A 20936-nucleotide genomic window follows, 5' to 3' on the forward strand; every position below is an offset into this window, starting at 1 on the left:
GTTGATCCGATTTTCCTGTTGTCCCGTCGCAGTTTGTCCTAGTTTTCAGGGCATGGGGATTCTCATTCGCCTTGAACAATCCGGGTCGGCGGCATGACCTTGCTTGAGCCGCACAACCTGCCGTTCCTGATCGCGTTCGGGGCGCTGGCGGTGATTGCGTTGCTGCAACTCACCGGCGTGTCCGAAGTGGTCGAGGGCGCGGGCGAATTCGACGCGCCCGACGGGCTGGAAGTTGGCGGGTTCGGCGAGGCGTTGACCACGCTGCTGGGTCTGGGCCGGGTGCCGCTGCTGATCTGGCTGGCGATGCTGCTGTTCACCTTCGCCACTGTCGGCGTGATCGGCCAGGCCGTGCTGACAGGTGTGCTGGGCGCGCCGCTTTCCGCCGGATGGGCCGCGTTGCTGGCGGGGGCGGCCGCACTGCCACTCAACGGCATTGCCGTGCGTCCGCTCGCCGCGATCATGCCGCAGGATGAAACCACCGCCGTCGGACTGGATGATCTGGTGCGGCGCGACGCCGAAATCCAGATCGGCACCGCCCGCGCCGGATCGCCCGCACGTGCCAAGGTGATCGACCGGCACGGGCAGGCCCATTTCGTCATGGTCGAACCGCATGACCAGACGCTCGAATTGAACGCAGGCGACACTGTCCTGCTGGTGCGCCGCGAAGGGCAGACCTTCTTCGGCGTGCATTACGAAAGCCCGTTGCTCGGGCTTGGCACTTAAAGGGGAACGCACATGGCTTTGACCACGACCGGGGATGTGACCGGATCCGTTGATTTGATCACATATGCAGCAGGCGGGGGAGCCCTGTTGCTGGTCTTCGTCATTTTTGTCGCGTTTCTCGTCAGGCTGTACCGCCGCGCATCGAAGGAAACCGCCTTCGTGCGGACCGGCATGGGCGGCGAGAAGGTGGTGATGAACGGCGGGGCGCTGGTGTTCCCGGTGTTCCACGAAACCATGCCGGTCAACATGAACACGCTGGTGCTGTCGGTGGTGCGCAAGGATACCGAGGCGCTGATCACGCTCGACCGGCTCAGGATCGACGTGAAGGCGGAGTTCTATGTTCGCGTGCGCCCCGATGCCGAAGCGATTGCGATGGCAGCGCAAACCTTGGGTCAGCGCACGATGCAGCCCGAACTGCTGAAGGATCTCGTCGAAGGCAAGTTCGTCGACGCGCTGCGATCGGTCGCGGCGGGCATGACCATGAACGAGTTGCACGAACAGCGCGCCGACTTCGTGCAGAAGGTGCAGCAGGTCTCCTCGAACGATCTCGCCATGAACGGGCTGGAACTGGAATCGGTGTCGCTCACCGGGCTCGACCAGACCAGCATCGAACACTTCAACGCCAACAACGCGTTTGACGCCGAAGGTCTGACCAAGCTGACCGAGCAGATCGAAGCACGCAAGAAGCTGCGCAACGATATCGAACAGGACACCCGCGTTCAAATCGAAACCAAGAACCTCGAAGCCAGCCAGAAGAGCTTCGAAATCGCGCGCGATCAGGAATATGCGCGTCTGGAGCAGGAACGCGAAGTCGAAGTGCGGCGCGCAGGCCAGACCGCCGAAATCGCCCGCGAGCAGGCCGAACGCAACCGCGAAGCCGATGCCGCGCGAATTGAGGCCAAGAAGCAGGTCGATGCCCAGCAGATCGAGGCCGATCGCCTGGTCGAAGAGGCCCGCATCGATCAGCAGCGCGCACTCGAAATCGCCCGGCAGGAACAGCAGATCGCGGTGCAGAACAAGTCCCGCGAGGAAAGCCAGGCCAAGGCCGAGGCCGATGATGCCCGCGCTAAGGCGGTCGAAGCCGAGGAGCGGGTCGCAACCGCGCGCGAAAGCGAAATTGCCGAGCGTCAGAAGAAGATCGAACTGATCGAAGCCGCCAAGCAGGCCGAGCGCGACGCGATCAAGATTCGCGTCGATGCCGAGGCCGAACGCGACGCCGCGCTCAACCGCGCCGAAGCGGTGCGGCGCAGCGCAGAAGGCGACGCCGAGGCCGAAAAGCTGCGCGCCGAAGCGTCGCGGGTGCGGTTCGAAGTCGAAGCAGCGGGCCAGCGGGCAATCAACGAGGCGGCCAATATCCTCTCGAACGACCAGATCAGCCTGCAGACCAAGCTGGCGCTGCTCAAGGTGCTGCCCGAGGTCATCCGCGAAAGCGCCAAGCCGATGGAGGCGATCGACTCGATCAAGATCGTGCAGGTCGACGGGCTCACAAATGGCGGGCGCGCGGCGAACGACGCGGGCGGGTCTGGCGGCGGTTCTGGCGGCGGATCGGGCAATCTCGCCAGCGACGCGGTGGCCGCCGCGCTCGCCTACCGCGCGCAGGCGCCGGTGCTCGACGGGCTGATGAAGGAGCTGGGGCTGGACGGATCGTCGCTGTCCGGGCTGGTCAAGGGCGCGGCTGAGACAGTCGCTGAACCGGCTCCGCCTGCCGCTGCGGTCAAGTCAGCACCGCAAAAGTCCATCGCCCGCGACAATGACGCGGATGATGTGCCCGCTGGCGAGGCGGCGGAGTAAGCGACGCAAGGGGGCGGCGGGAACGCTGCCCCCGCAATCCTACTTCAGCAGGTTCAGCGCAATCGCGCGCACTTCCTCGCCCATGTCGGGCCGCGCCAGCGCCAGCGCCAAGGTCGCCTCGACAAAACCGACCTTGCTGCCGCAGTCATAGCGGTTGCCATCGAAGGTGACGGCGTGGAACGGCTGGGTGCCGATCATCTTCGCCATCGCGTCGGTCAGCTGGATCTCGCCGCCCGCACCCTTGCCCTGAGTTTCCAGCACCCGCATCACTTCGGGCTGGAGGATATAGCGGCCCGAGACGATCTTGTTCGACGGCGCATCAGCAGCTGCAGGCTTTTCCACCAGCCCGCGCACTTCAGTCAGCGCGCCCGACGCGGCGCCCGGTTCGATCACGCCGTAGCTCGACACCTGCTCCATCGGCACTTCGAGCACCGAGATCAGATTGCCGCCCACGTCGTTATACGCCTCGACCATCTGCTTCATACAGCCGGTGCCGCCTTCGCGCGCCACCATCAATTCATCGGGCAGGAAGATCGCGAACGGCTCGTCACCGACGATCGCGCGCGCGCACCAGATCGCATGGCCAAGGCCCAAGGGCACCTGCTGGCGCACCGCGATCACATCACCGGGGGTGGCGCGGGTGCAATCGAGCACGCTCAGATCCTTGCCGCGCTCGGACATCGTCTGTTCGAGTTCGAAGGCGATGTCGAAATGTTCGACGATGCCGGTCTTGCCGCGTCCGGTGACGAAGATCATCTGTTCGATCCCCGCCTCGCGCGCTTCGTCCACCGCATACTGGATCAGCGGGCGGTCGACCACCGGCAGCAGTTCCTTGGGCACCACCTTGGTGGCGGGCAGGAATCGCGTGCCGAGACCGGCGACGGGGAACACGGCTTTACGGATTGGCTTGGGAGACATTCAGCGCCCTCGTTTGGTTCTTGTCGGTACCTCGCGTCCGCTGTCCCCGTGCCTTGCGCTATAACCTAGGTCAATCGCTGATCGGCTCAGGCAGCATCGGTCGCCCGCCAGCGAGTTGCACGCAGGGCACTTTTCGCTAAGGCTGCGGGCATGGACAAACTTCTCATTCGCGGCGGCAATCGCCTTTCCGGCTCGATCCCGATTTCCGGCGCCAAGAACGCCGCGCTCACCCTGATCCCCTGCGCGCTGCTGACCGAGGAACCGCTGACGCTGCGCAACCTGCCGCGACTGGCGGACATCGACGGGTTTCAGCACCTGATGAACCAGTTCGGCGTGACCACCTCGATTCAGGGCACGCGCCCGGAGGATTTCGGCCGGGTGATGAGCATGGAAGCGACGCGGATCACCTCCAACGTCGCGCCCTATGATCTGGTGCGCAAGATGCGCGCCTCGATCCTGGTGCTCGGCCCGATGCTGGCGCGCAGCGGCGAAGCGACGGTATCGATGCCGGGCGGCTGCGCGATCGGCAACCGACCGATCGACCTGCACCTGAAGGCCTTGGAAGCGTTCGGCGCGCATATCGAATTGGCGCAGGGCTATGTGAAAGCCTACCAGCCCGATGGCGGGATGCCCGGCGGGGACTTCGATTTCCCCGTGGTCAGCGTCGGTGCGACCGAGAATGCACTGATGGCCGCCGTGCTCGCCAAGGGCACCAGCCGCTTGTTCAACGCCGCACGCGAGCCGGAGATTGTCGATCTGTGCAACATGCTCGCCGCGATGGGGGCTGAGATCGAAGGCATCGGCACGTCCGATCTCACCATCCACGGCGTGAAGCGGCTGCACGGCGCAACCTACCGCGTCATGCCCGACCGGATCGAGGCGGGCTCCTACGCCTGCGCCGCCGCGATCACCGGCGGCGAAGTGCGGCTGGAAGGCGCACGCGCGCACGAGATGATGGCGACCATTCATGCGCTGCAGGCCATCGGCGTCGACGTGACGTGGGATGCCAAGGGTATCGACGTGCATGCCAATGGCGCGCTGAAGGCGACCAACCTCACCACTGCGCCCTATCCCGGCCTTGCCACCGACATGCAGGCGCAGCTGATGGCACTGCTGGCCAAGGCCGAAGGCACCAGCGTGCTGAAAGAGACGATCTTCGAAAACCGCTTCATGCACGTGCCGGAACTGGCGCGCATGGGGGCGGACATCGCCACCGAAGGGCGCACCGCGATCGTTCGCGGCGTCGAACGGCTGACCGGCGCGGAAGTGATGGCGACCGATCTGCGCGCCTCGATGAGCCTCGTCATCGCCGCACTCGCCGCAGAAGGTGAAACGACGGTTCGGCGGCTCTACCACCTCGACCGCGGTTACGAGCGGCTGGAGGAGAAGCTCCAACTGGTCGGCGCGGATATCGAGCGGGTGGACGACTGACGCAGCATCGCCGGCGCAAGGCAGGTCTGCCGCCTGGGCGCGGCGCGGCTAGGAAACACATGAGACACTGTCCAGGAACCGAAAACCTGCCGCACCGTGCGGCCTTGTCGGACGGCAGCGGAGGGGGAAATCGCAGGACATGCGCGCAGTGCTGCCGGTTTTTGCACGGGTAGGAAAGCGCAAGGTCCGCTTCTGGGGCGCGCACGGTCACGGTCGAATGACCGAAGTTGGGTGGTTAGCTGACCTCATATCGCTGCCGTGAAGCCAGCTGCTATTTCTCTTCGCTTCCGAGGTTTTGCTCAGATCGGTTGTTCGGGAAGCGGCGGACGAGTGCAATGATCAGCGCCAGCAGAAACAAAGCCGCAAGGATCATGAATCCCTTGATCGCGTTTTCCTCGCCGATCGATCCCATCAGCGCAGCGCCAATCGGGCGCCCCATGTTCCCGGCAGCCATGTAAACCGAGAACTGGGCTGCAGCGACCGCTGGAGTGCAAATGCGCATCGCAAGAGCAATCAGGGCAACAGTGAAAAAGAGCGTCACAAGATCGTAGGAGAGAATATACACGATTAGCAGCGCGCTGTTCCCCCATAGAGGACGAGCGATGGTGATCCCTGCGAAGAGTATGATGTAAAGGATTGCGCCGGCGATTAGCGCACGTTGGGGACTAATCAAGTCGACGATCCAACCGAAGACAAACAATGCCGCAAATGCAGCAGTAAGCTGGGCGATCGACACAAGATTGGTGAACGAGCTCATTTGCCAGCCAGCGTCCCGGATCGCGATCAGCGGATGCAGGGTTTCGGTCAGCCCTGCCGGGATTCCGCGCGCGACAAGAATGACAACGAACACCAGACTGACGGGGGCGAGGAGCACGCGAAAAGCATCGCGCAGAAGCGGCCACCACGCCTCCACCTGAATTGCCTCGTTCCGCGGATGGGCGCTGCCGGCCGACCATGGAACGCGCTTCTCTCCCGGTCTCTCGCGGACAGTAATGCCGAATACCAGCGCCACGGATGTGCCAAAAGCAGCGACAGCGAAGGCCGCCGCGCTACCAAAACTTTCAAGCAACAGTCCCCCGGACCAGGTCATGAGGGAAATCCCAACCGTCGCAGACCCGAACATCAGACCTGCTGCTTTGGCCCGCTCGTCGTCCTCCATGAGGTCGATAGCCAAGCTGTCGATGCCGACATCCTGAAAGGAGTAGCTGAGCGACGATGCGAACGCGACAGCCGAGAGGATCGCGATGTTTCCACTATCCGGCGAGATGATCGCCCCGATCACGAAAGTGCCGGTCAGCGCCAATTGCGCCCCGATTATCCAGGCGCGCCGGCGCCCCATCGGGAGGTATGTATAACGATCGAGAATAAAGCCCGTCGCGAATTTCAGCGTATGCGGAAGTGCGGCTGCTGCGACCACAGAGGCTATGGCTGCGGCAGATGCGCCTGTGGCCGCAAGCCATGCTGGCAGCGCAAAGTAGAAGAGGCCCTGCGGAATACCTTGGGTAAAATAAAACAGCGCCACAGCGGTCAACCGGAGAAACTTGCTCTCGCTGAGAATGAGCTCCTTGCGGAGCAGTTGGTGTCGAACGTCCGCCACGCTGCCCTCCCTCCGAAGCGCAAACCGATCATACATCACGATTGGATCAAGCATTCAAGAAGCAGGGGGTGGCGGCCCCAAAATAACCAGTGCCATCTACTCATTCGAAGTGGGAGGCACGTCAACTTTGGGGTCGAGAGCCGAACGGCAGCTTCGTGCGGGTTGTTGGCAAAAGCAGACCTTCCCCCTCAACGCGGCAGTTCGCTTGCCCCCATCAGCGCTTCATCCACCGCGCGCGCCGCTTGGCGGCCTTCGCGGATCGCCCAGACGACGAGGCTCTGCCCGCGCCGCATGTCGCCGCAGGCGAATACGCCCGGGACGCTGGTGGCGTAGCGATCGGTATCGGCGGCGACATTGCCGCGTTCGGACAGATCCACGCCCGCCTGTTCGAGCAGGCCGGCCTTTTTCGGCCCGACAAAGCCCATCGCCAGCAGGATCAGATCGGCGGGGATGGTGAACTCGCTGCCCGCCATTTCCTGCATCTGGCCGCTGACCCACTCAACCCGCACACATTCGAGGCCGGTGACCTTCTCGCCGTCGCCCAGCACGCGCTTTGCCAGCACCGCCCAATCGCGCTCCACGCCTTCCTGGTGGCTGGATGAGGTGCGCAGCTTCATCGGCCAGTCGGGCCAGGTCAGCGCCTTGTCTTCCTTTTCCGGCGGCTTGGGCATGATTTCCAGCTGCGTGACGCTTTTCGCGCCCTGCCGGTTCGAAGTGCCGACGCAGTCGCTGCCGGTATCGCCGCCGCCCAGCACAACGACATGCTTGCCGGTGGCGGTCAGACTGCCGCGCGGGGCGGCGCGGAGTTCATCATCACCCGCAACGCGCTTGTTCTGCTGGGTCAGGAATTCCATCGCCAGCCGCACGCCGTTCATTTCCGCGCCGGGGATCGCCAGCGGGCGCGCATCTTCCGCGCCGCCTGCCAGCACCACCGCGTCGAAATTCTCCTGCAAGGACTTGAACGAGATGTCGACGCCGACCTCCTTGGAGGTTTTGAACGTCACCCCTTCGGCTTCCATCTGCTGGGCGCGCCGGTTGATGAGGTGCTTTTCCATCTTGAAGTCGGGAATGCCGTAACGCAGCAACCCGCCGACGCGGTCGGACTTTTCAAACACGGTGACGCTGTGCCCGGCGCGCGCCAATTGCTGGGCGGCTGCCAGACCGGCGGGGCCGGAGCCGACCACCGCGACCGATTTGCCGGTCTTCTTCGTAGGCACCTGCGGGGTGACCCAGCCTTCTTTCCACCCACGGTCGATGATCGCGCATTCGATCGACTTGATCGTCACCGGCTGGTCGACGATGTTCAATGTGCACGCCGCTTCGCACGGGGCGGGGCAGATACGGCCGGTGAATTCAGGGAAGTTGTTGGTGGTGTGGAGCATGGCGAGCGCACGCTTCCAGTCCGCCTCGTAGACGAGGTGGTTCCAGTCCGGGATCAGGTTGTTCACCGGACAGCCCGTGTGACAATAGGGGATGCCGCAATTCATGCAGCGCGAGGCCTGACCCGCCAGCGTGCCCTCATCCGGCTGGACGACGAATTCGCGGTAGTTCTTCAGCCGTTCCTGCGGATCGAGGTAATCGCGCTCGCGGCGATCCAGCTCGAGAAATCCGGTTTCCTTGCCCATATCTTTATTCTCGTTCCTGAAATCTTATTCCGCTGCGACGCTTGCCGCTTCGATCCGTTCCGCTTCGAGCCGTTTCAGCGCGGCAGCGTAGTCGCGCGGCATGACCTTGACGAAACATCCCAGCGCGGCGTCCCAGTCCGCCAGCAATGCTCCCGCCAGCGCGCTGCCGGTGTGGAGCTGATGGCGTTCGACCAGAATGCGCAGCCGCTCGGCATCGTGCCGCAGCATGTCGCCCATGCCGAAGTCATTGACGCTGCGCGGGCGCTGGGCCGGGCGGCCTGTCCCTTCTTCGGCGTCCACGCCTGCCGATACCGGCAACAGATCGACCTGCGCATGGTTGACCAGATTGGCGAACGCGCCTTCGGGATCATAGACATACGCGACCCCGCCGCTCATGCCGGCGGCGAAATTGCGCCCGGTCTTGCCGAGCACCACCACCACACCGCCGGTCATGTATTCGCATCCGTGATCCCCGGTGCCTTCGACCACCGCAATGGCGCCCGAATTGCGCACCGCGAACCGTTCGCCCGCGACGCCGTTGAAATACGCCTCACCCGCAATCGCACCGTACAGCACGGTGTTGCCGACGATGATGTTTTCGTGGGACGCACGCGGTGCGGCTTCGGGTTGGCGCACGATGATACGACCCCCCGACAACCCCTTGCCGACATAGTCGTTGGCATCGCCGACCAGATCGAGCGTTACCCCGTGGGCCAGCCACGCGCCGAAGCTTTGCCCGGCCACGCCGGTGAGATTGATGCGGATGGAATCGGTTGGCAGGCCTTCGTGCCCGTGCGCCTTGGCGATTTCGCCCGAAAGCATCGCGCCGACCGTCCGGTGGACATTGCGAACCTCGCGGGTGATCTGCACGGGTGCGCCGCTGTCGATAGCGGTGCGGCAATCAGCGATAAGCGCATTGTCCAGCGCCGCTTCGAGGCCGTGATCCTGCACCGCGATGTTGCGCAAGGACGCACCATCCTTCATCTCAACGCGGTGGAGGATACGGCCGAGCTCGATACCGCGCGCCTTCCAGTGCCGTTCCATCCGCCGGGTGTCGAGCCGGTCGACCCGGCCGACCATTTCCTCGACCGTGCGGAAGCCCATCTCGGCCATGATCTGCCGCAGTTCCTCGGCAACGAAGAACATGTAATTGACCACGTGTTCCGGCTGACCGGTGAAGCGTGCGCGCAGCACCGGGTCCTGCGTGGCGACGCCCACGGGGCAGGTGTTGAGGTGGCACTTGCGCATCATGATGCAGCCTGCGGCGATCAGCGGCGCGGTGGCAAAGCCGAACTCGTCCGCGCCCAGCAGCGCGCCGATGGCGACATCGCGCCCGGTGCGCAGGCCCCCGTCGACCTGCACCGCGATCCGTTCACGCAGGTCATTGAGCAGCAAAGTCTGCTGGGTTTCGGCCAGACCGATTTCCCACGGAGACCCTGCGTGCGTCAGCGAAGTGAGCGGCGAAGCGCCGGTCCCGCCGTCATAGCCTGCGATGGTGACATGATCCGCGCGCGCTTTCGAAACGCCCGCCGCGACCGTGCCGACGCCGACTTCGGACACCAGCTTCACGGAGATCCGCGCGACCGGGTTCACGTTTTTCAGATCGTGGATCAGCTGGGCGAGGTCTTCGATAGAATAGATGTCATGATGCGGCGGGGGCGAGATCAGGCCCACGCCCGGCGTCGAGTGCCGCACCGCGCCGATGCGCTTGTCGACCTTGTGTCCGGGCAGCTGGCCGCCTTCGCCGGGCTTTGCGCCCTGCGCCATCTTGATCTGGATATCGTCCGAATTGACGAGATATTCGGTCGTCACCCCGAACCGTCCGGACGCGACCTGCTTGATCCGGCTGCGCATCGAATCGCCATTGGCCATCGGAGTGAAGCGGAACGGTTCCTCCCCGCCTTCGCCGGTGTTCGAACGCCCGCCGATGCGGTTCATCGCGATTGCCATGGTCGAATGCGCTTCGTGGCTGATCGAGCCGAGGCTCATCGCCCCGGTCGAAAAGCGCTTCACGATTGCCACCGCCGGTTCGACCTCGTCCAGCGGGATCGGCTGGTCGGCCTTGCGGAATTCGAGCAGCCCGCGGATCGTCAGCAGCCGTTCGGACTGTTCGTTGATGCTGGCGGCGAATTCGGCGTAGTTCTTCGGGTTGTTGCCGCGCACGGCGTGCTGCAACTGCGCCACGTTTTCCGGGGTCCAGGCGTGTTCCTCGCCGCGCAGCCGGTACTGGTAGATCCCGCCGACATCCAGCATCCCGTCATAGATCGGGTTGTCGCCGTAAGCCTGTTCGTGGCGGCGCAGTGCTTCCTCGGCGACTTCGATCAGGCCGATGCCTTCGATGGTGGTGGCGGTGCCGGTGAAGAACTTCTCCACGAAGGCGGTCGACAACCCGACGGCATCGAAGATCTGCGCGCCGCAATAGGACTGATAGGTCGAAATGCCCATCTTCGACATGACCTTGCGGATGCCCTTGCCCACGCCTTTGATGTAGTTCTGCTGCACCTTTTCAGGCGACAGCTCGGCGTGGCGCTTCACCCGCAGCGCTTCGAGCGTTTCGAACGCGAGATAGGGGTTGATCGCTTCCGCGCCGTAGCCTGCCAGCACGCAGAAGTGATGCACTTCGCGCGCTTCTCCGGTTTCGACCACAAGGCCGGTCTGCATCCGCAGACCTTGCCGGACAAGGTGATGATGCACGGCGGCGGTGGCGAGCAGCGCGGGCATCGGCACCCGGCCCTCGCTTTGCGCACGGTCGGACAGGATCAGGATATTGTGATCCTGCAGCACCGCCTCGGTCGCGGCCCAGCACATTTCCTTGATCGCCATTTCGAGGCCGTCAGCCCCCGTGGCGGCATCCCATGTGATATCGATGGTGGCGCAGCGGAACGCGCCGTCCAGCGCCTCTTCGACCGAGCGGATCTTGGCCAGATCATCATTGGTCAGGATCGGCTGATGCACCTCCAGCCGCTTGTGCGTGCCGGCATCGCGGCCCAGCAGGTTGGGACGCGGGCCGATCATGCTGGTCAGGCTCATCACCAGTTCCTCGCGGATCGGATCGATCGGCGGGTTGGTGACCTGCGCGAAGTTCTGCTTGAAATAATCGTACAGCAGCCGCGCCCGGTTCGACAGCACCGCAATCGGCGTATCGGTGCCCATCGACCCGATCGGATCGTCGCCGTCGGTCGCCATCGGTTCGAGGAAACGGGCGATATCCTCCTGCGTGTAACCGAACGCCTGCTGGCGCTGCAGCAGGGTGGTATCCTCCGCGGGGATCGCGCTGAGTTCGGGGATGATGTCGGTGATGTCTTCCAGCTTGTACTGCGCCTGATCGAGCCACCTGGCATAGGGCTGCGCGCCGGAAAGATCGGCCTTCAGCTCGTCATCCTCGATGATGCGGCCCTGTTCCAGATCGATCAGCAGCATCTTGCCCGGCTGCAGCCGCCACTTGCGCACGATATCGCTTTCCGCAAACGGCAGCACGCCGCTTTCGGACGCGAGACACACGATATCGTCCTTGGTCACGCAGAAGCGCGCCGGACGCAGGCCGTTGCGGTCCAGCGTCGCGCCGATCTGGCGGCCATCCGTAAAGCACACCGCCGCCGGGCCGTCCCACGGCTCCATCAGTGCGGCGTGATATTCGTAAAACGCGCGCCGGTCCGGATCCATCAGCGGGTTGCCCGCCCATGCTTCGGGGATCAGGATCATCATCGCATGGGCAAGGCTGTATCCGCCCGCGATCAACAGTTCCAATGCGTTGTCGAGGCACGCGGTGTCCGATTGCCCATGCGGGATGATCGGCCACATCTTGTCGAGATCGGGGCCGAGCAGCTCGCTCTCCATCGTGCGGCGGCGCGCGTTCATCCAGTTGACGTTGCCGCGCACGGTGTTGATCTCACCATTATGCGCGATCAGCCGGAAGGGATGCGCCAGCCGCCAGCTGGGGAAGGTGTTGGTGCTGAACCGCTGGTGGACGAGGCCGAGCGCGGAAACGCATTCGGGATCGCGCAGATCGTCGTAGAAACTGCCCACCTGCGTCGCCAGCAGCAGCCCCTTGTACACGATGGTGCGGGTGGAGAAGCTGGGAATATAGCTTTCGGCGAGGTCCGGCAGGCCGTGCTTTTCGGCGAGGCTCGCCAGCGGGTTCTGCACCTGCTTGCGGATGGTCAGCAGCTTGCGTTCGAACGCGTCCTGATCGGCGCAGTTGGCCCCGCGCGCAATCACCGCCATCTGGATCACCGGCATCGAGGCGACTACCGCCGCGCCGAGGCCATCCATCATCGTCGGCACATTGCGCCAGCCGATGAAGCGCTGGCCTTCCTTGGCGGTGAAGGTTTCCATCCGCGCTTTCAGGAAATCGCGCGCGGCATCATCCTGCGGCAGGAAATACATCGCCACCGCGTAATCGCCAGGTGCGGGCAGATCATGGCCGTTTTCGATGGCCCAGCGGCGGATCAGCGGATCGGGAATCTGGACGAGAATCCCGGCCCCGTCACCCAGCAACGGATCGGAACCGACCGCGCCGCGGTGATCCAGCTTTTCGAGGATCTCCAGCGCTTGCGTGATGATCGCGTGGCTTTTCTCGCCCTTGATATGCGCGACCATGCCCACACCGCAGGCGTCGTGTTCGTTACGGGGGTCATAGAGACCCTGGGAGACGGGGTATCCCATGGCAAAGGTCCGATCTGTCAGATGCCGACAAACGCGCTTTGCGCGCTATGATGCTCGCAAGTCGACGCGCGCTCACCGGCAGGTCATATGGGCAGGCATGGCCGCGGGCGGCCGCTGGTGCCCGGTTTCGGCCCCCTAATGCCGACAGGAAGCGGATTTGGCAATGGGTTTGCGCGAAGCAATATTTCCGACGGGCCTAGCCAGACTATCGTTAGATTGCGCGCTCCGCATCATGCAACGACGCGACTTGCATGATTTGCGCCGTTTATGCGGCGTCTAGGCCGCGCCGCGCAGTTCCTGCAACCGGCTGATCGCCGTGCGCAGCGGCTCGCTCTGCGTGTTCTCGCGCGCATCGTGGCTGAGCACCGCCAGCGCCTTCAACGCTTCGGCGAGCGCCGCGTCGCGCCCGGACAGATCGGCGCGGTCGCCCTTCAGGGCCTCTGCGGCCTTGTGTTCATGCATGGCGGCAGCGAATCGCTCGACCATGTGAACCAGGCTGAGTTCGCTGGGCGGCACCGCGCGCAGGCGTTCGATCGCTGACGGGCTGACAGCGCGCACAGGTGCAGGCGCAGCCTCACGTTCGTTGGCGGGGTCGGAATAGGGATCGGGGGCGGGTTGCGCCGCCTCTTCCGCCTGTTCCGGGTGGTCCGGGTGTTCCGCTTCGAACGTCTCGGTCGCGGGTTCCTCCACCCACACCCCATTGCGTCCGGCCAGCGCGGCGAATTCGCCGAGATCGAGCGCGCGGGGCGCGGGAAGATCGCTTTGTGGGGGGTCCTCCACGGATTTGGCCTGCCGCCTGCGCGCCGCGAAGGGCTGCGTTACGACCGGTTCGTCAAGACTGCCGCTGCCGAGTTCAGTCGCCGGGTCGATGGTTCGCACATGGCGCATCGCCATCGCCGCGAGCGAGGGCGTATCGGCCGGCCGCACCGCCTTGCGTGCCAGCGCGCGCGCCAGCATCAGCATGACCGCGCCCAGAAACAGCGCGGCGGTGGCGGCAAGCACGAAAGGCGCAAGCGCGCCCAAAGCTCCCAGCCCGAGCACGAAGGCAGCATCGAACACCATCGGCCGCGGGAGCACCAAAGTCGTAAGCCCGCCGAGCGCGGCGCCCCACACACCGAGCAGCGGCACGAACAAGCGATGGGCTGGCAGCGGCAAGCGCTGTGTCTTGCCACGATCCTTCCCGCCGCGCTTGCGCTTGCCTGCAATGTCCTGCCGCTCGCCTGCCATGGGCCTGTTATCCTGTTTTCCGATAATGCCCTGCTCCGCCGCAGTCGAAACCGAGCGGGTTGGCACGATCTCCGCCTAGCAAGAGATGGTAAACAGACAGATAATTGCGCGCATTGGCGAACCAGTCGTGACGGGCGCGGACATGCGCGGCGGCGCGTGCCTTGGTCGCGTCCCACGTGCCGCGCGCGCCGATCAGCCGGGCCAGCGCGGCGGCGCAAGCGGCGGGATCGTCGGGCGCGAACAGCGCGCCGGTATCGCCATCTGTAATCAGTTCGCGGTGGCCGCCCACGCTGCTGGCAGCAACGAGCTTGCGCTGCGCCATCGCTTCCAGCGGCTTCAGCGGGGTGACCAGATCGGTGAGCCGCTGGGATTTGCGCGGATAGGCGAGGATATCGACCAGCGAGTAATAACGCTCCACCTCGCCATGCGGCACGCGACCGGTGAACATCACGGCTTCGGGTTCGGGCAAAGCGGCAGCGGCGGCGCGCCATGCGGCGTCCATCGGCCCCGCACCGACCAGCAGCAGCCGCGCATCGGGATGGGTCTTTCGCAGCAAGGGCATGGCGGCGATCAGATCGTCGACCCCTTCGTAGGCGTAGAAGCTGCCGATATAGCCAATCACCGGGACATCCGGCGCAAGCCCAAGCTGCGCCGCCAGCGCATCATCGCGCAGCGGCGGATCGCCGAACAGCGACAGATCGACCCCGTTGGGCATGATTGCGATGCGGTCAGGCGCGATGCCGCGGGCGATCAGGTCATCGCGCAAGCCCTGGCAAATGGTGAACACCGCGTCCGCCTGCCGCACCACCCGCGTTTCCAGCGCGCGGGTGAGGCGGTATCTCAGATTGCCCTCAGTCCCCGACAGGTTGCCGACCGCCGCATCTTCCCAGAAGGCGCGGATTTCGTAGACGAACGGAATGCCGAGTGCGCGAGCCGCGCGCTGGGCGGCGGCTCCGCACAGGGCGGGCGAATGGGCGTGGATGATGTCGGGCCGCCAGCTTTGCGCCAGCGCATGGATCGCGCTGTTCATCGCGGAAACCTCGCCCAATTCGCGCAGCGGGGGCGGGCCTTCGGGCAGCCCCGGCGTGCGGTGAAAGATCAGCCCGTCGGCTTCCTCGGGCGAGCAATCATGCGGCGCTTCCAGGTTGTGGCGCTGCCCGGTGATCCCGCGCACCTCCAGCCCGTGAGCTTCCTGTGCCTTCAGGATCGCACGCGTGCGGAAGGTGTAACCGCTGTGCAGCGGGAGCGAGTGATCGAGGACATGGAGAATGCGGGTCATCGGTCAGTGGCCTAGCGCAGGCGTGCTTAACGCGCCGTCAACCGGCGGACGGTAAAGCTGGCTATCCGCCCGCGGTTTGGAGCCAGCCTTCCATGATCGATTATTTCGCGCTTGCTCTCGGCCATGGCCTCATGGCGATTGCACTGCTGCGGCTGGTGATGCGGCAGGATCTGGACGATGATCCGCTGCTGGCGCAGATCAAGGGCGACGCGGAAGAAAGCCGCAAGGCTGCCACCGCAGCGGGACGGAACGCCGCGCGCCGGGCACGCGGCAAGGGGCATGACGCCGGGGACGCCAGTGCCTGATGCTGGATCTGATTTTCCTCGCCTTTATCTTTTACCTCCTGCTGCTGGGGCTGAAGCGACCGTTCCTGTGGGTGCTGCTGTATGTCTATATCGACATCCTCGCCCCGCAACGGATCGGCTATTCGCTGATCACCAGCCTGCCGGTATCGCTGATCGCCTTTGCCGCGGCGTTCGGCGGATGGCTGGTGCTGGACCGCAAGGAAGGCGCGCGATTTTCCGTTCGGCAAGGGCTGATGCTGGCGCTGCTGGCCTATTGCTGGTGGACCACCGGCAATGCCGATTTCCCCGAGGAAGCCGCGACCAAGTGGGACTGGGTGTGGAAGGCGCTGCTGTTCGCGATATTCCTGCCCTTCACCCTCACCACCCGCGCCCGGATCGAGGCGCTGGCGCTGATGCTGGTGCTGGCGGTGGCGACCATCGTGATCGGCACCGGCCTTAAGACCGTGCTGGGCGGCGGCGGGTATGAAAACCTCAAGTTCTTCGTCAACGACAACAGCGGCATCTATGAAAGCTCGACCCTCGCCACGGTCGCGATCGGGCTGATCCCGATGATCTGGTGGTTCACGCGCCATGGCACGGTGTTTCGTCCGCACTGGCTGGTGACGGCCTTCGCCGTGGCGCTGACCTTTGCGTGCCTGCTCGTCCCCATCGGCACCGAAGCGCGCACCGGGCTGCTCTGCATCGCGGCGCTCGGCGTGCTGCTGCTGCGCTACACGCGCAAGAGGATGCTGTTCATCGCCGGGGCCGGGGTGCTGGGCCTCGCCGCGCTGCCGTTCCTGCCGCAAAGCTATTATGATCGCATGGCGACTTTGGCCGAACCGGGCGGCGACGAAAGCGCATCGACCCGCGTGGCGGTGTGGGAATGGACGCTGGATTATGTCGCCGAAAAGCCGCTGGGCGGCGGGTTCGATTCCTATCGCGGCAATCGCTTTGCCTATATCATGCCGGTCAAGGAAGTCGCCGGGAACACCACCACGGTCGAATACAAGCAAGTGGTGGACGAAGGCCGCGCCTTCCACTCCGCGATCTTCGAGGTGCTGGGCGAACAGGGCTGGCCGGGGCTGCTGATCTGGCTTGTGCTGCACGGCCTCGGGCTGTGGCAGATGGAGCGGATCTATCGCCGCTGGAAGGACGCGAAAGGCGAGGAGGAGGCGTGGATCGCGCCCTTTGCCGCCGCGCTGCAGATGGGCGCGCTGATCTATATCGTCGGCGCGCTGTTCCAGGGGATCGCCTACCAGCCGGTGATGCTGATGCTGGTGGGGCTACAGATCGGGCTCAATTCCTATTGCGCGCGGATCGATTCGGCGCTGCAATCGCACGAGCGCAGCGCCCGCCGCCGCGACGCGATCGTCAGCAAGATACGCGGTGCCGTAGCGGCATAGCCCGCTGGCAACCTGGGCCGTTGCGCTGCCCCCATTGTTGCGCCATGAAGCCCCCGCAACAGAGGCGCGGCGGGCACGGGATATCCGCCGTTCGACATAAAAGGAGGAGCCCTATGACCCCGCAGGAATTGGCCGCCAAGGTCGGCGAGAATATCGGCACCAGCGAATGGGCCGAAATGAGCCAGGAACGCATCAACCAGTTCGCCGAGGCGACCGGTGATCACCAGTTCATCCACGTCAATGAAGAAGCCGCCAAGATGACCCCGTTCGGCGGGACGATCGCGCATGGTTTTCTGACGCTGTCGATGATCCCCTATCTCAGCGCGAACAGCGACATGCCGCGCGTCGACGGGATCAAGATGGCGGTCAACTACGGCGGCAACAAGACCCGCTTCATCGCTCCCGTCCGTTCGGGCAAGCGCATCCGCGGCCATTGGAAGCTGCTCGAAATGGCCGAAAAGCGCCCCGGTCAGTGGCAGCAGACGGTCGAGATCACGATCGAAATCGAAGGCGAGGACAAGCCCGCCCTGATTTGCGAATGGATGACGCTGTTCTTCGTTTAAGCTGATTGGTGAGTTCCCGCGAAAGCGGGAATCTCAGTCGGGCCAGCGCACCCCTCACGAGGCCCCCGCCTGCGCGGGGGCTCACTCCCTCTGAATAAAGGATACCCCTATCATGGCACGTGACGCCGTCATCGTTTCCACCGCCCGCACGCCGATCGGGCGCGCTTACAAGGGCGCCTTTAACGCCACGCCGGGCGCCACGCTCGGCGCCTACAGCCTTGCCCCCGCAATCGAGCGGGCAGGCATCGAAGCAGGCTCCATCGACGATGTCGTGTGGGGAACGGTGCTGACCCAGGGCACGCAGGCCGGCAACATCGCACGTCAGGTCGCCCTGCGCGCCGGTTGCCCGGTGGGCGTCGCCGCCCAGACCATCGACCGCCAGTGTTCGTCCGGCCTGATGGCAATTGCCACCGCGGCCAAGCAGATCATCGTCGACAACATGGATATCGTCGTCGGCGGCGGTCAGGACTCCATTTCGATGGTGCAGACGCCGGAAATGCGCGTCGCGCCCGACCGTTCGCTGATCGCGATGCACAAGGATGTGTACATGCCGATGCTCGGCACGGCGGAAACCGTCGCCAAGCGGTACAATATCCGCCGGGAGGCAATGGACGAATACGCCCTGCAATCGCAGATGCGCACCGCGGCCGCACAGGAAGCGGGCAAGTTCGACGACGAAATCGTGTCCGTCACCACCACCATGAACGTGATGGACAAGGAGACGAAGGAAGTCTCGCAGCACGAATTCACCCTGACCAAGGACGAAGGCAACCGCCCCTCCACCACTCTGGAAGGGCTGCAAAGCCTTCAGCCGGTCATGGGTCCGGGCATGACCATCACCGCCGGTAACGCCTCGCAGCTGTCGGATGGTTCGTCGGCCAGCGTGCTGATGGAAGCGAAGCTGGCGGAGCAAAAGGGCCTTCAGCCGCTCGGCCGCTATGTCGGCATGGCGGTCGCGGGTACCGAGCCCGATGAAATGGGCATCGGCCCCGTCTTCGCGATTCCCAAGCTGCTGAAGCAGACCGGCCTGAAAATGGACGACATCGGCCTGTGGGAACTGAACGAGGCGTTCGCGGTGCAGGTGCTCTACTGCCGCGACAAGCTCGGCATCGATAACGACATTCTCAACGTCAACGGCGGCTCGATCTCGATCGGCCACCCCTACGGCATGACCGGCGCACGCTGCACCGGCCACGCGCTGATCGAAGGCAAGCGTCGCGGCGCGAAATACGTCGTCGTCACCATGTGCGTCGGCGGCGGCATGGGCGCAGCCGGCCTGTTCGAAGTCTTTTGAGAATAGCGCGCCTCGGCAAGTAATTGGCACGGCGCGGGAGACAACTCCCGCGCCGTTTTGCTTGTTGCGGCGAACCAATCGGCCTGATCGGCCCTAACGGTGGATGCCAGCCTGCGTTGGTGCGCCCGGTCATGCAGCGCGCAGACTGCCCGCCGCATGATGAGCATGACCCGCCAGCGCAAGGACATGATCGAACGGCAGCTCCGCCGTCGCGGGATCGCTGACCCGCGCATCCTCGCCGCCTTCGCCGAGGTGCCGCGCGAAGCTTTCGTGTCCGCTGCGCGCGAGGACCAGGCTTACGAAGACCGCGCGCTGCCGATCGGATCGGGGCAGACCATTTCGCAGCCCTATATCGTCGCGCGGATGATCGCGGCCGCGATGCTCGATCCGGAGATGCGGGTGCTGGAGGTGGGGGCGGGCTCCGGTTATGCCGCAGCAATCCTTTCGCGCCTCGTCAAAGAGGTCTTCGCGATCGAGCGCCACGCCGACCTTGCATCGGAAGCCCGCGAGCGGGTGAGGGCGCTGGGATACGGCAACTGCACCATCATCGCGGGCGACGGAATGGAGGGCCTGCCAGCGGAAGCGCCGTTCGATGCCATTCTCGTGGCAGCGCAGGCGCAGCGAGCGCCCGAGGCGCTGCTGCGCCAGTTGGCGCACGGCGGCAGACTGGTGCTGCCGCTGGGCGACCAGCGCGAGCAGCAACTCACCGTCATCACCCGGACGGGTGAGGAGAGCTGGGAGGCGCAGGCGATCACCCCGGTGCGCTTCGTTCCGCTGCTATCCGGCATGGTCGGCCCCGATATGACGCAGAATACGTCTGACGGGGGCAAAGAGGAGGAGCAATCCTTGTCCGGAATGATCGCAAGTGCCGCGATCCACCTTCCCCAGCCCGGCACATCGGGTTTCGCCGAAGCCTTCGACCGCTTTGCCGACCGGCGCGTGGTGATGCTGGGCGAGTCCAGTCACGGAACCCATGAATTCTACGCCGCACGCACGGCGATCACCCGGCATCTGGTCGAACACCATGGTTTCACCATCGTCGCAGTCGAGGCGGACTGGCCCGATGCCGCCCATTACGACCGCTTCATCCGCGGCCAGCCGCCGCGCGCAACAGAGAGCCCGCCCTTCCGTCGCTTTCCCACCTGGATGTGGCGCAACACGGTGATGCCGGACCTGCTGGTGGCGCTGCAACGGATCAACGCGCCGCGGCCAGAGGATCGGCAGGTCGGCTTCCATGGCCTCGACCTCTACAACATGGCCGCATCGATCGAAGCGGTGCTCGCCCATCTCGACGCGCATGCGCCCGATGCCGCCGCCGCCGCGCGCGAGCGTTATGGCTGCCTTGCGCATTGGCAGGAGGACCCGGCAAGCTATGGCCACGCGGCGATGGCAGCAGGCTATGCCGCGTGCGAGGAGCCGGTGATCCAGCAATGCCGCGTTATGCTCGGCCGTGCGCTAGCGCAAGACGGGGATGCCTTCGATGCGGCGATGAACGCCCGCCTGGTCGCCTCGGCAGAGCAATATTACCGCGCGATGTATCGCGGCGGGTCGGACAGCTGGAACCTGCGCGACCGGCACATGGCCGACACGCTCGAACACCTGCTGGAAGCGCGCGGAGACGGCGCCAAGGCGGTGGTCTGGGCGCATAACAGCCATATCGGCGATGCCCGCGCAACCGGAATGGGACGCACGCGCGGCGAACTCAATCTCGGCCAGCTTGCGCGTGAGCGGTGGGGCGATGATGCCGCGCTGATCGGCTTCGGCACGCATACCGGAACCGTCACCGCCGCAAGCGATTGGGACGGCCCGCGCGAGACCAAGCGCGTTCTGCCCTCGCGCGCCGACAGTTTCGAACGCCATTGCCACGATAGCGGCGCGGAGCGCTTCCTGCTCGATTTCGGCGCTGACGCCGCGCTCGCCGAACGCTTTGCCGAGACGTGGCTCGAACGCTTCATCGGAGTGATCTACCGGCCCGAGACCGAGCGCTGGAGCCACTATGTCGAATGCGCGCCGAGCCGGCAATTCGACGCCTTCTGCTGGTTCGACACAACCCGCGCACTCGAACCGTTGGCCGAAGCCGAACCGGAGGCGCAAGGGCCGGACGACCTGTTTCCCTCGGCGCTGTGATCCTGAAAC

General features: G+C 64.8%; 14 protein-coding genes. 8 read left to right on the forward strand and 6 right to left on the reverse strand.

The genetic code is table 11. From position 1 onward, the window contains the following. The first annotated feature begins 93 nt into the window (after positions 1–93). Positions 94–723, forward strand: a complete 630-nt coding sequence (locus J3454_RS07710; protein WP_349513192.1) for an OB-fold-containig protein — start codon at positions 94–96, stop codon at positions 721–723. Between the two features lie 12 nt (positions 724–735). Further along, complete coding sequence (locus tag J3454_RS07715; RefSeq protein WP_349513193.1) at positions 736–2514, forward strand: flotillin family protein; 1779 nt, start codon at positions 736–738, stop codon at positions 2512–2514. Between the two features lie 39 nt (positions 2515–2553). On the opposite strand, the gene J3454_RS07720 is transcribed toward J3454_RS07715, so the two are convergent. Further along, positions 2554–3432, reverse strand: a complete 879-nt coding sequence (locus J3454_RS07720) for a UTP--glucose-1-phosphate uridylyltransferase (protein WP_349513194.1) — start codon at positions 3430–3432, stop codon at positions 2554–2556. A gap of 150 nt (positions 3433–3582) precedes the next feature. Between J3454_RS07720 and murA the strand changes: the two genes are divergently transcribed. Next, on the forward strand, positions 3583–4863 hold the full coding sequence (gene murA / locus J3454_RS07725; RefSeq protein ID WP_349513195.1) for a UDP-N-acetylglucosamine 1-carboxyvinyltransferase: 1281 nt from the start codon (positions 3583–3585) through the stop codon (positions 4861–4863). Positions 4864–5134: 271 nt separating this feature from the next. Here the strand turns inward: murA and J3454_RS07730 are convergent, their stop codons facing one another. The 5 genes from J3454_RS07730 to J3454_RS07750 all read right to left on the reverse strand — a co-directional run bounded on the left by J3454_RS07730 (position 5135) and on the right by J3454_RS07750 (position 15256). Further along, a complete protein-coding gene (locus tag J3454_RS07730; protein WP_349513196.1) occupies positions 5135–6514 on the reverse strand; it encodes an MFS transporter in 1380 nt (459 codons plus the stop codon). A gap of 134 nt (positions 6515–6648) precedes the next feature. Beyond that, the gene (locus J3454_RS07735) at positions 6649–8085 is read right to left on the reverse strand and encodes a glutamate synthase subunit beta (RefSeq protein ID WP_349513197.1); all 1437 of its coding nucleotides are present in this window, start codon (positions 8083–8085) and stop codon (positions 6649–6651) included. 24 nt (positions 8086–8109) lie between these two features. Further along, entirely contained in the window at positions 8110–12750 is a 4641-nt protein-coding gene (gene gltB, locus J3454_RS07740; RefSeq protein ID WP_349513198.1) for a glutamate synthase large subunit, read from the reverse strand. Between the two features lie 276 nt (positions 12751–13026). Then, the gene (locus tag J3454_RS07745) at positions 13027–13977 is read right to left on the reverse strand and encodes a hypothetical protein (RefSeq protein ID WP_349513199.1); all 951 of its coding nucleotides are present in this window, start codon (positions 13975–13977) and stop codon (positions 13027–13029) included. Positions 13978–13984: 7 nt separating this feature from the next. After that, on the reverse strand, positions 13985–15256 hold the full coding sequence (locus J3454_RS07750) for a TIGR04063 family PEP-CTERM/XrtA system glycosyltransferase (protein WP_349513200.1): 1272 nt from the start codon (positions 15254–15256) through the stop codon (positions 13985–13987). Positions 15257–15348: 92 nt separating this feature from the next. Here J3454_RS07750 and J3454_RS07755 point away from each other — a divergent pair, with 92 nt between their 5' ends. The 5 genes from J3454_RS07755 to J3454_RS07775 all read left to right on the forward strand — a co-directional run bounded on the left by J3454_RS07755 (position 15349) and on the right by J3454_RS07775 (position 20927). Next, complete coding sequence (locus J3454_RS07755) at positions 15349–15561, forward strand: hypothetical protein (protein ID WP_349513201.1); 213 nt, start codon at positions 15349–15351, stop codon at positions 15559–15561. Beyond that, entirely contained in the window at positions 15561–16943 is a 1383-nt protein-coding gene (locus J3454_RS07760; protein WP_349513202.1) for a DUF5935 domain-containing protein, read from the forward strand. Before J3454_RS07755 ends, J3454_RS07760 begins: the two co-directional genes overlap by 1 nt. A gap of 113 nt (positions 16944–17056) precedes the next feature. Then, entirely contained in the window at positions 17057–17506 is a 450-nt protein-coding gene (locus tag J3454_RS07765) for a MaoC family dehydratase (protein ID WP_072674165.1), read from the forward strand. Between the two features lie 112 nt (positions 17507–17618). Beyond that, entirely contained in the window at positions 17619–18800 is a 1182-nt protein-coding gene (locus J3454_RS07770; RefSeq protein ID WP_349513203.1) for an acetyl-CoA C-acyltransferase, read from the forward strand. 156 nt (positions 18801–18956) lie between these two features. Beyond that, a complete protein-coding gene (locus J3454_RS07775; RefSeq protein ID WP_349513204.1) occupies positions 18957–20927 on the forward strand; it encodes a protein-L-isoaspartate(D-aspartate) O-methyltransferase in 1971 nt (656 codons plus the stop codon). Positions 20928–20936: the final 9 nt, after the last annotated feature.

This window comes from Erythrobacter sp. NFXS35, from assembly GCF_040148725.1.
Taxonomy (GTDB): Bacteria; Pseudomonadota; Alphaproteobacteria; order Sphingomonadales; family Sphingomonadaceae; genus Erythrobacter.

Bases quoted from the DNA above. Each gene is read 5' to 3' on its own strand.
- J3454_RS07765 (WP_072674165.1), top strand. From the start codon at position 17,057: ATGACCCCGCAGGAATTGGCCGCCAAGGTCGGCGAGAATATCGGCACC.
- J3454_RS07715 (WP_349513193.1), top strand. From the start codon at position 736: ATGGCTTTGACCACGACCGGGGATGTGACCGGATCCGTTGATTTGATC.
- J3454_RS07710 (WP_349513192.1), top strand. From the start codon at position 94: ATGACCTTGCTTGAGCCGCACAACCTGCCGTTCCTGATCGCGTTCGGG.
- J3454_RS07760 (WP_349513202.1), top strand. From the start codon at position 15,561: ATGCTGGATCTGATTTTCCTCGCCTTTATCTTTTACCTCCTGCTGCTG.
- J3454_RS07770 (WP_349513203.1), top strand. From the start codon at position 17,619: ATGGCACGTGACGCCGTCATCGTTTCCACCGCCCGCACGCCGATCGGG.
- J3454_RS07720 (WP_349513194.1), bottom strand. From the start codon at position 3,432: ATGTCTCCCAAGCCAATCCGTAAAGCCGTGTTCCCCGTCGCCGGTCTC.
- J3454_RS07730 (WP_349513196.1), bottom strand. From the start codon at position 6,514: ATGCTTGATCCAATCGTGATGTATGATCGGTTTGCGCTTCGGAGGGAG.
- J3454_RS07775 (WP_349513204.1), top strand. From the start codon at position 18,957: ATGATGAGCATGACCCGCCAGCGCAAGGACATGATCGAACGGCAGCTC.
- J3454_RS07755 (WP_349513201.1), top strand. From the start codon at position 15,349: ATGATCGATTATTTCGCGCTTGCTCTCGGCCATGGCCTCATGGCGATT.
- murA (WP_349513195.1), top strand. From the start codon at position 3,583: ATGGACAAACTTCTCATTCGCGGCGGCAATCGCCTTTCCGGCTCGATC.
- J3454_RS07745 (WP_349513199.1), bottom strand. From the start codon at position 13,977: ATGGCAGGCGAGCGGCAGGACATTGCAGGCAAGCGCAAGCGCGGCGGG.
- J3454_RS07735 (WP_349513197.1), bottom strand. From the start codon at position 8,085: ATGGGCAAGGAAACCGGATTTCTCGAGCTGGATCGCCGCGAGCGCGAT.
- gltB (WP_349513198.1), bottom strand. From the start codon at position 12,750: ATGGGATACCCCGTCTCCCAGGGTCTCTATGACCCCCGTAACGAACAC.
- J3454_RS07750 (WP_349513200.1), bottom strand. From the start codon at position 15,256: ATGACCCGCATTCTCCATGTCCTCGATCACTCGCTCCCGCTGCACAGC.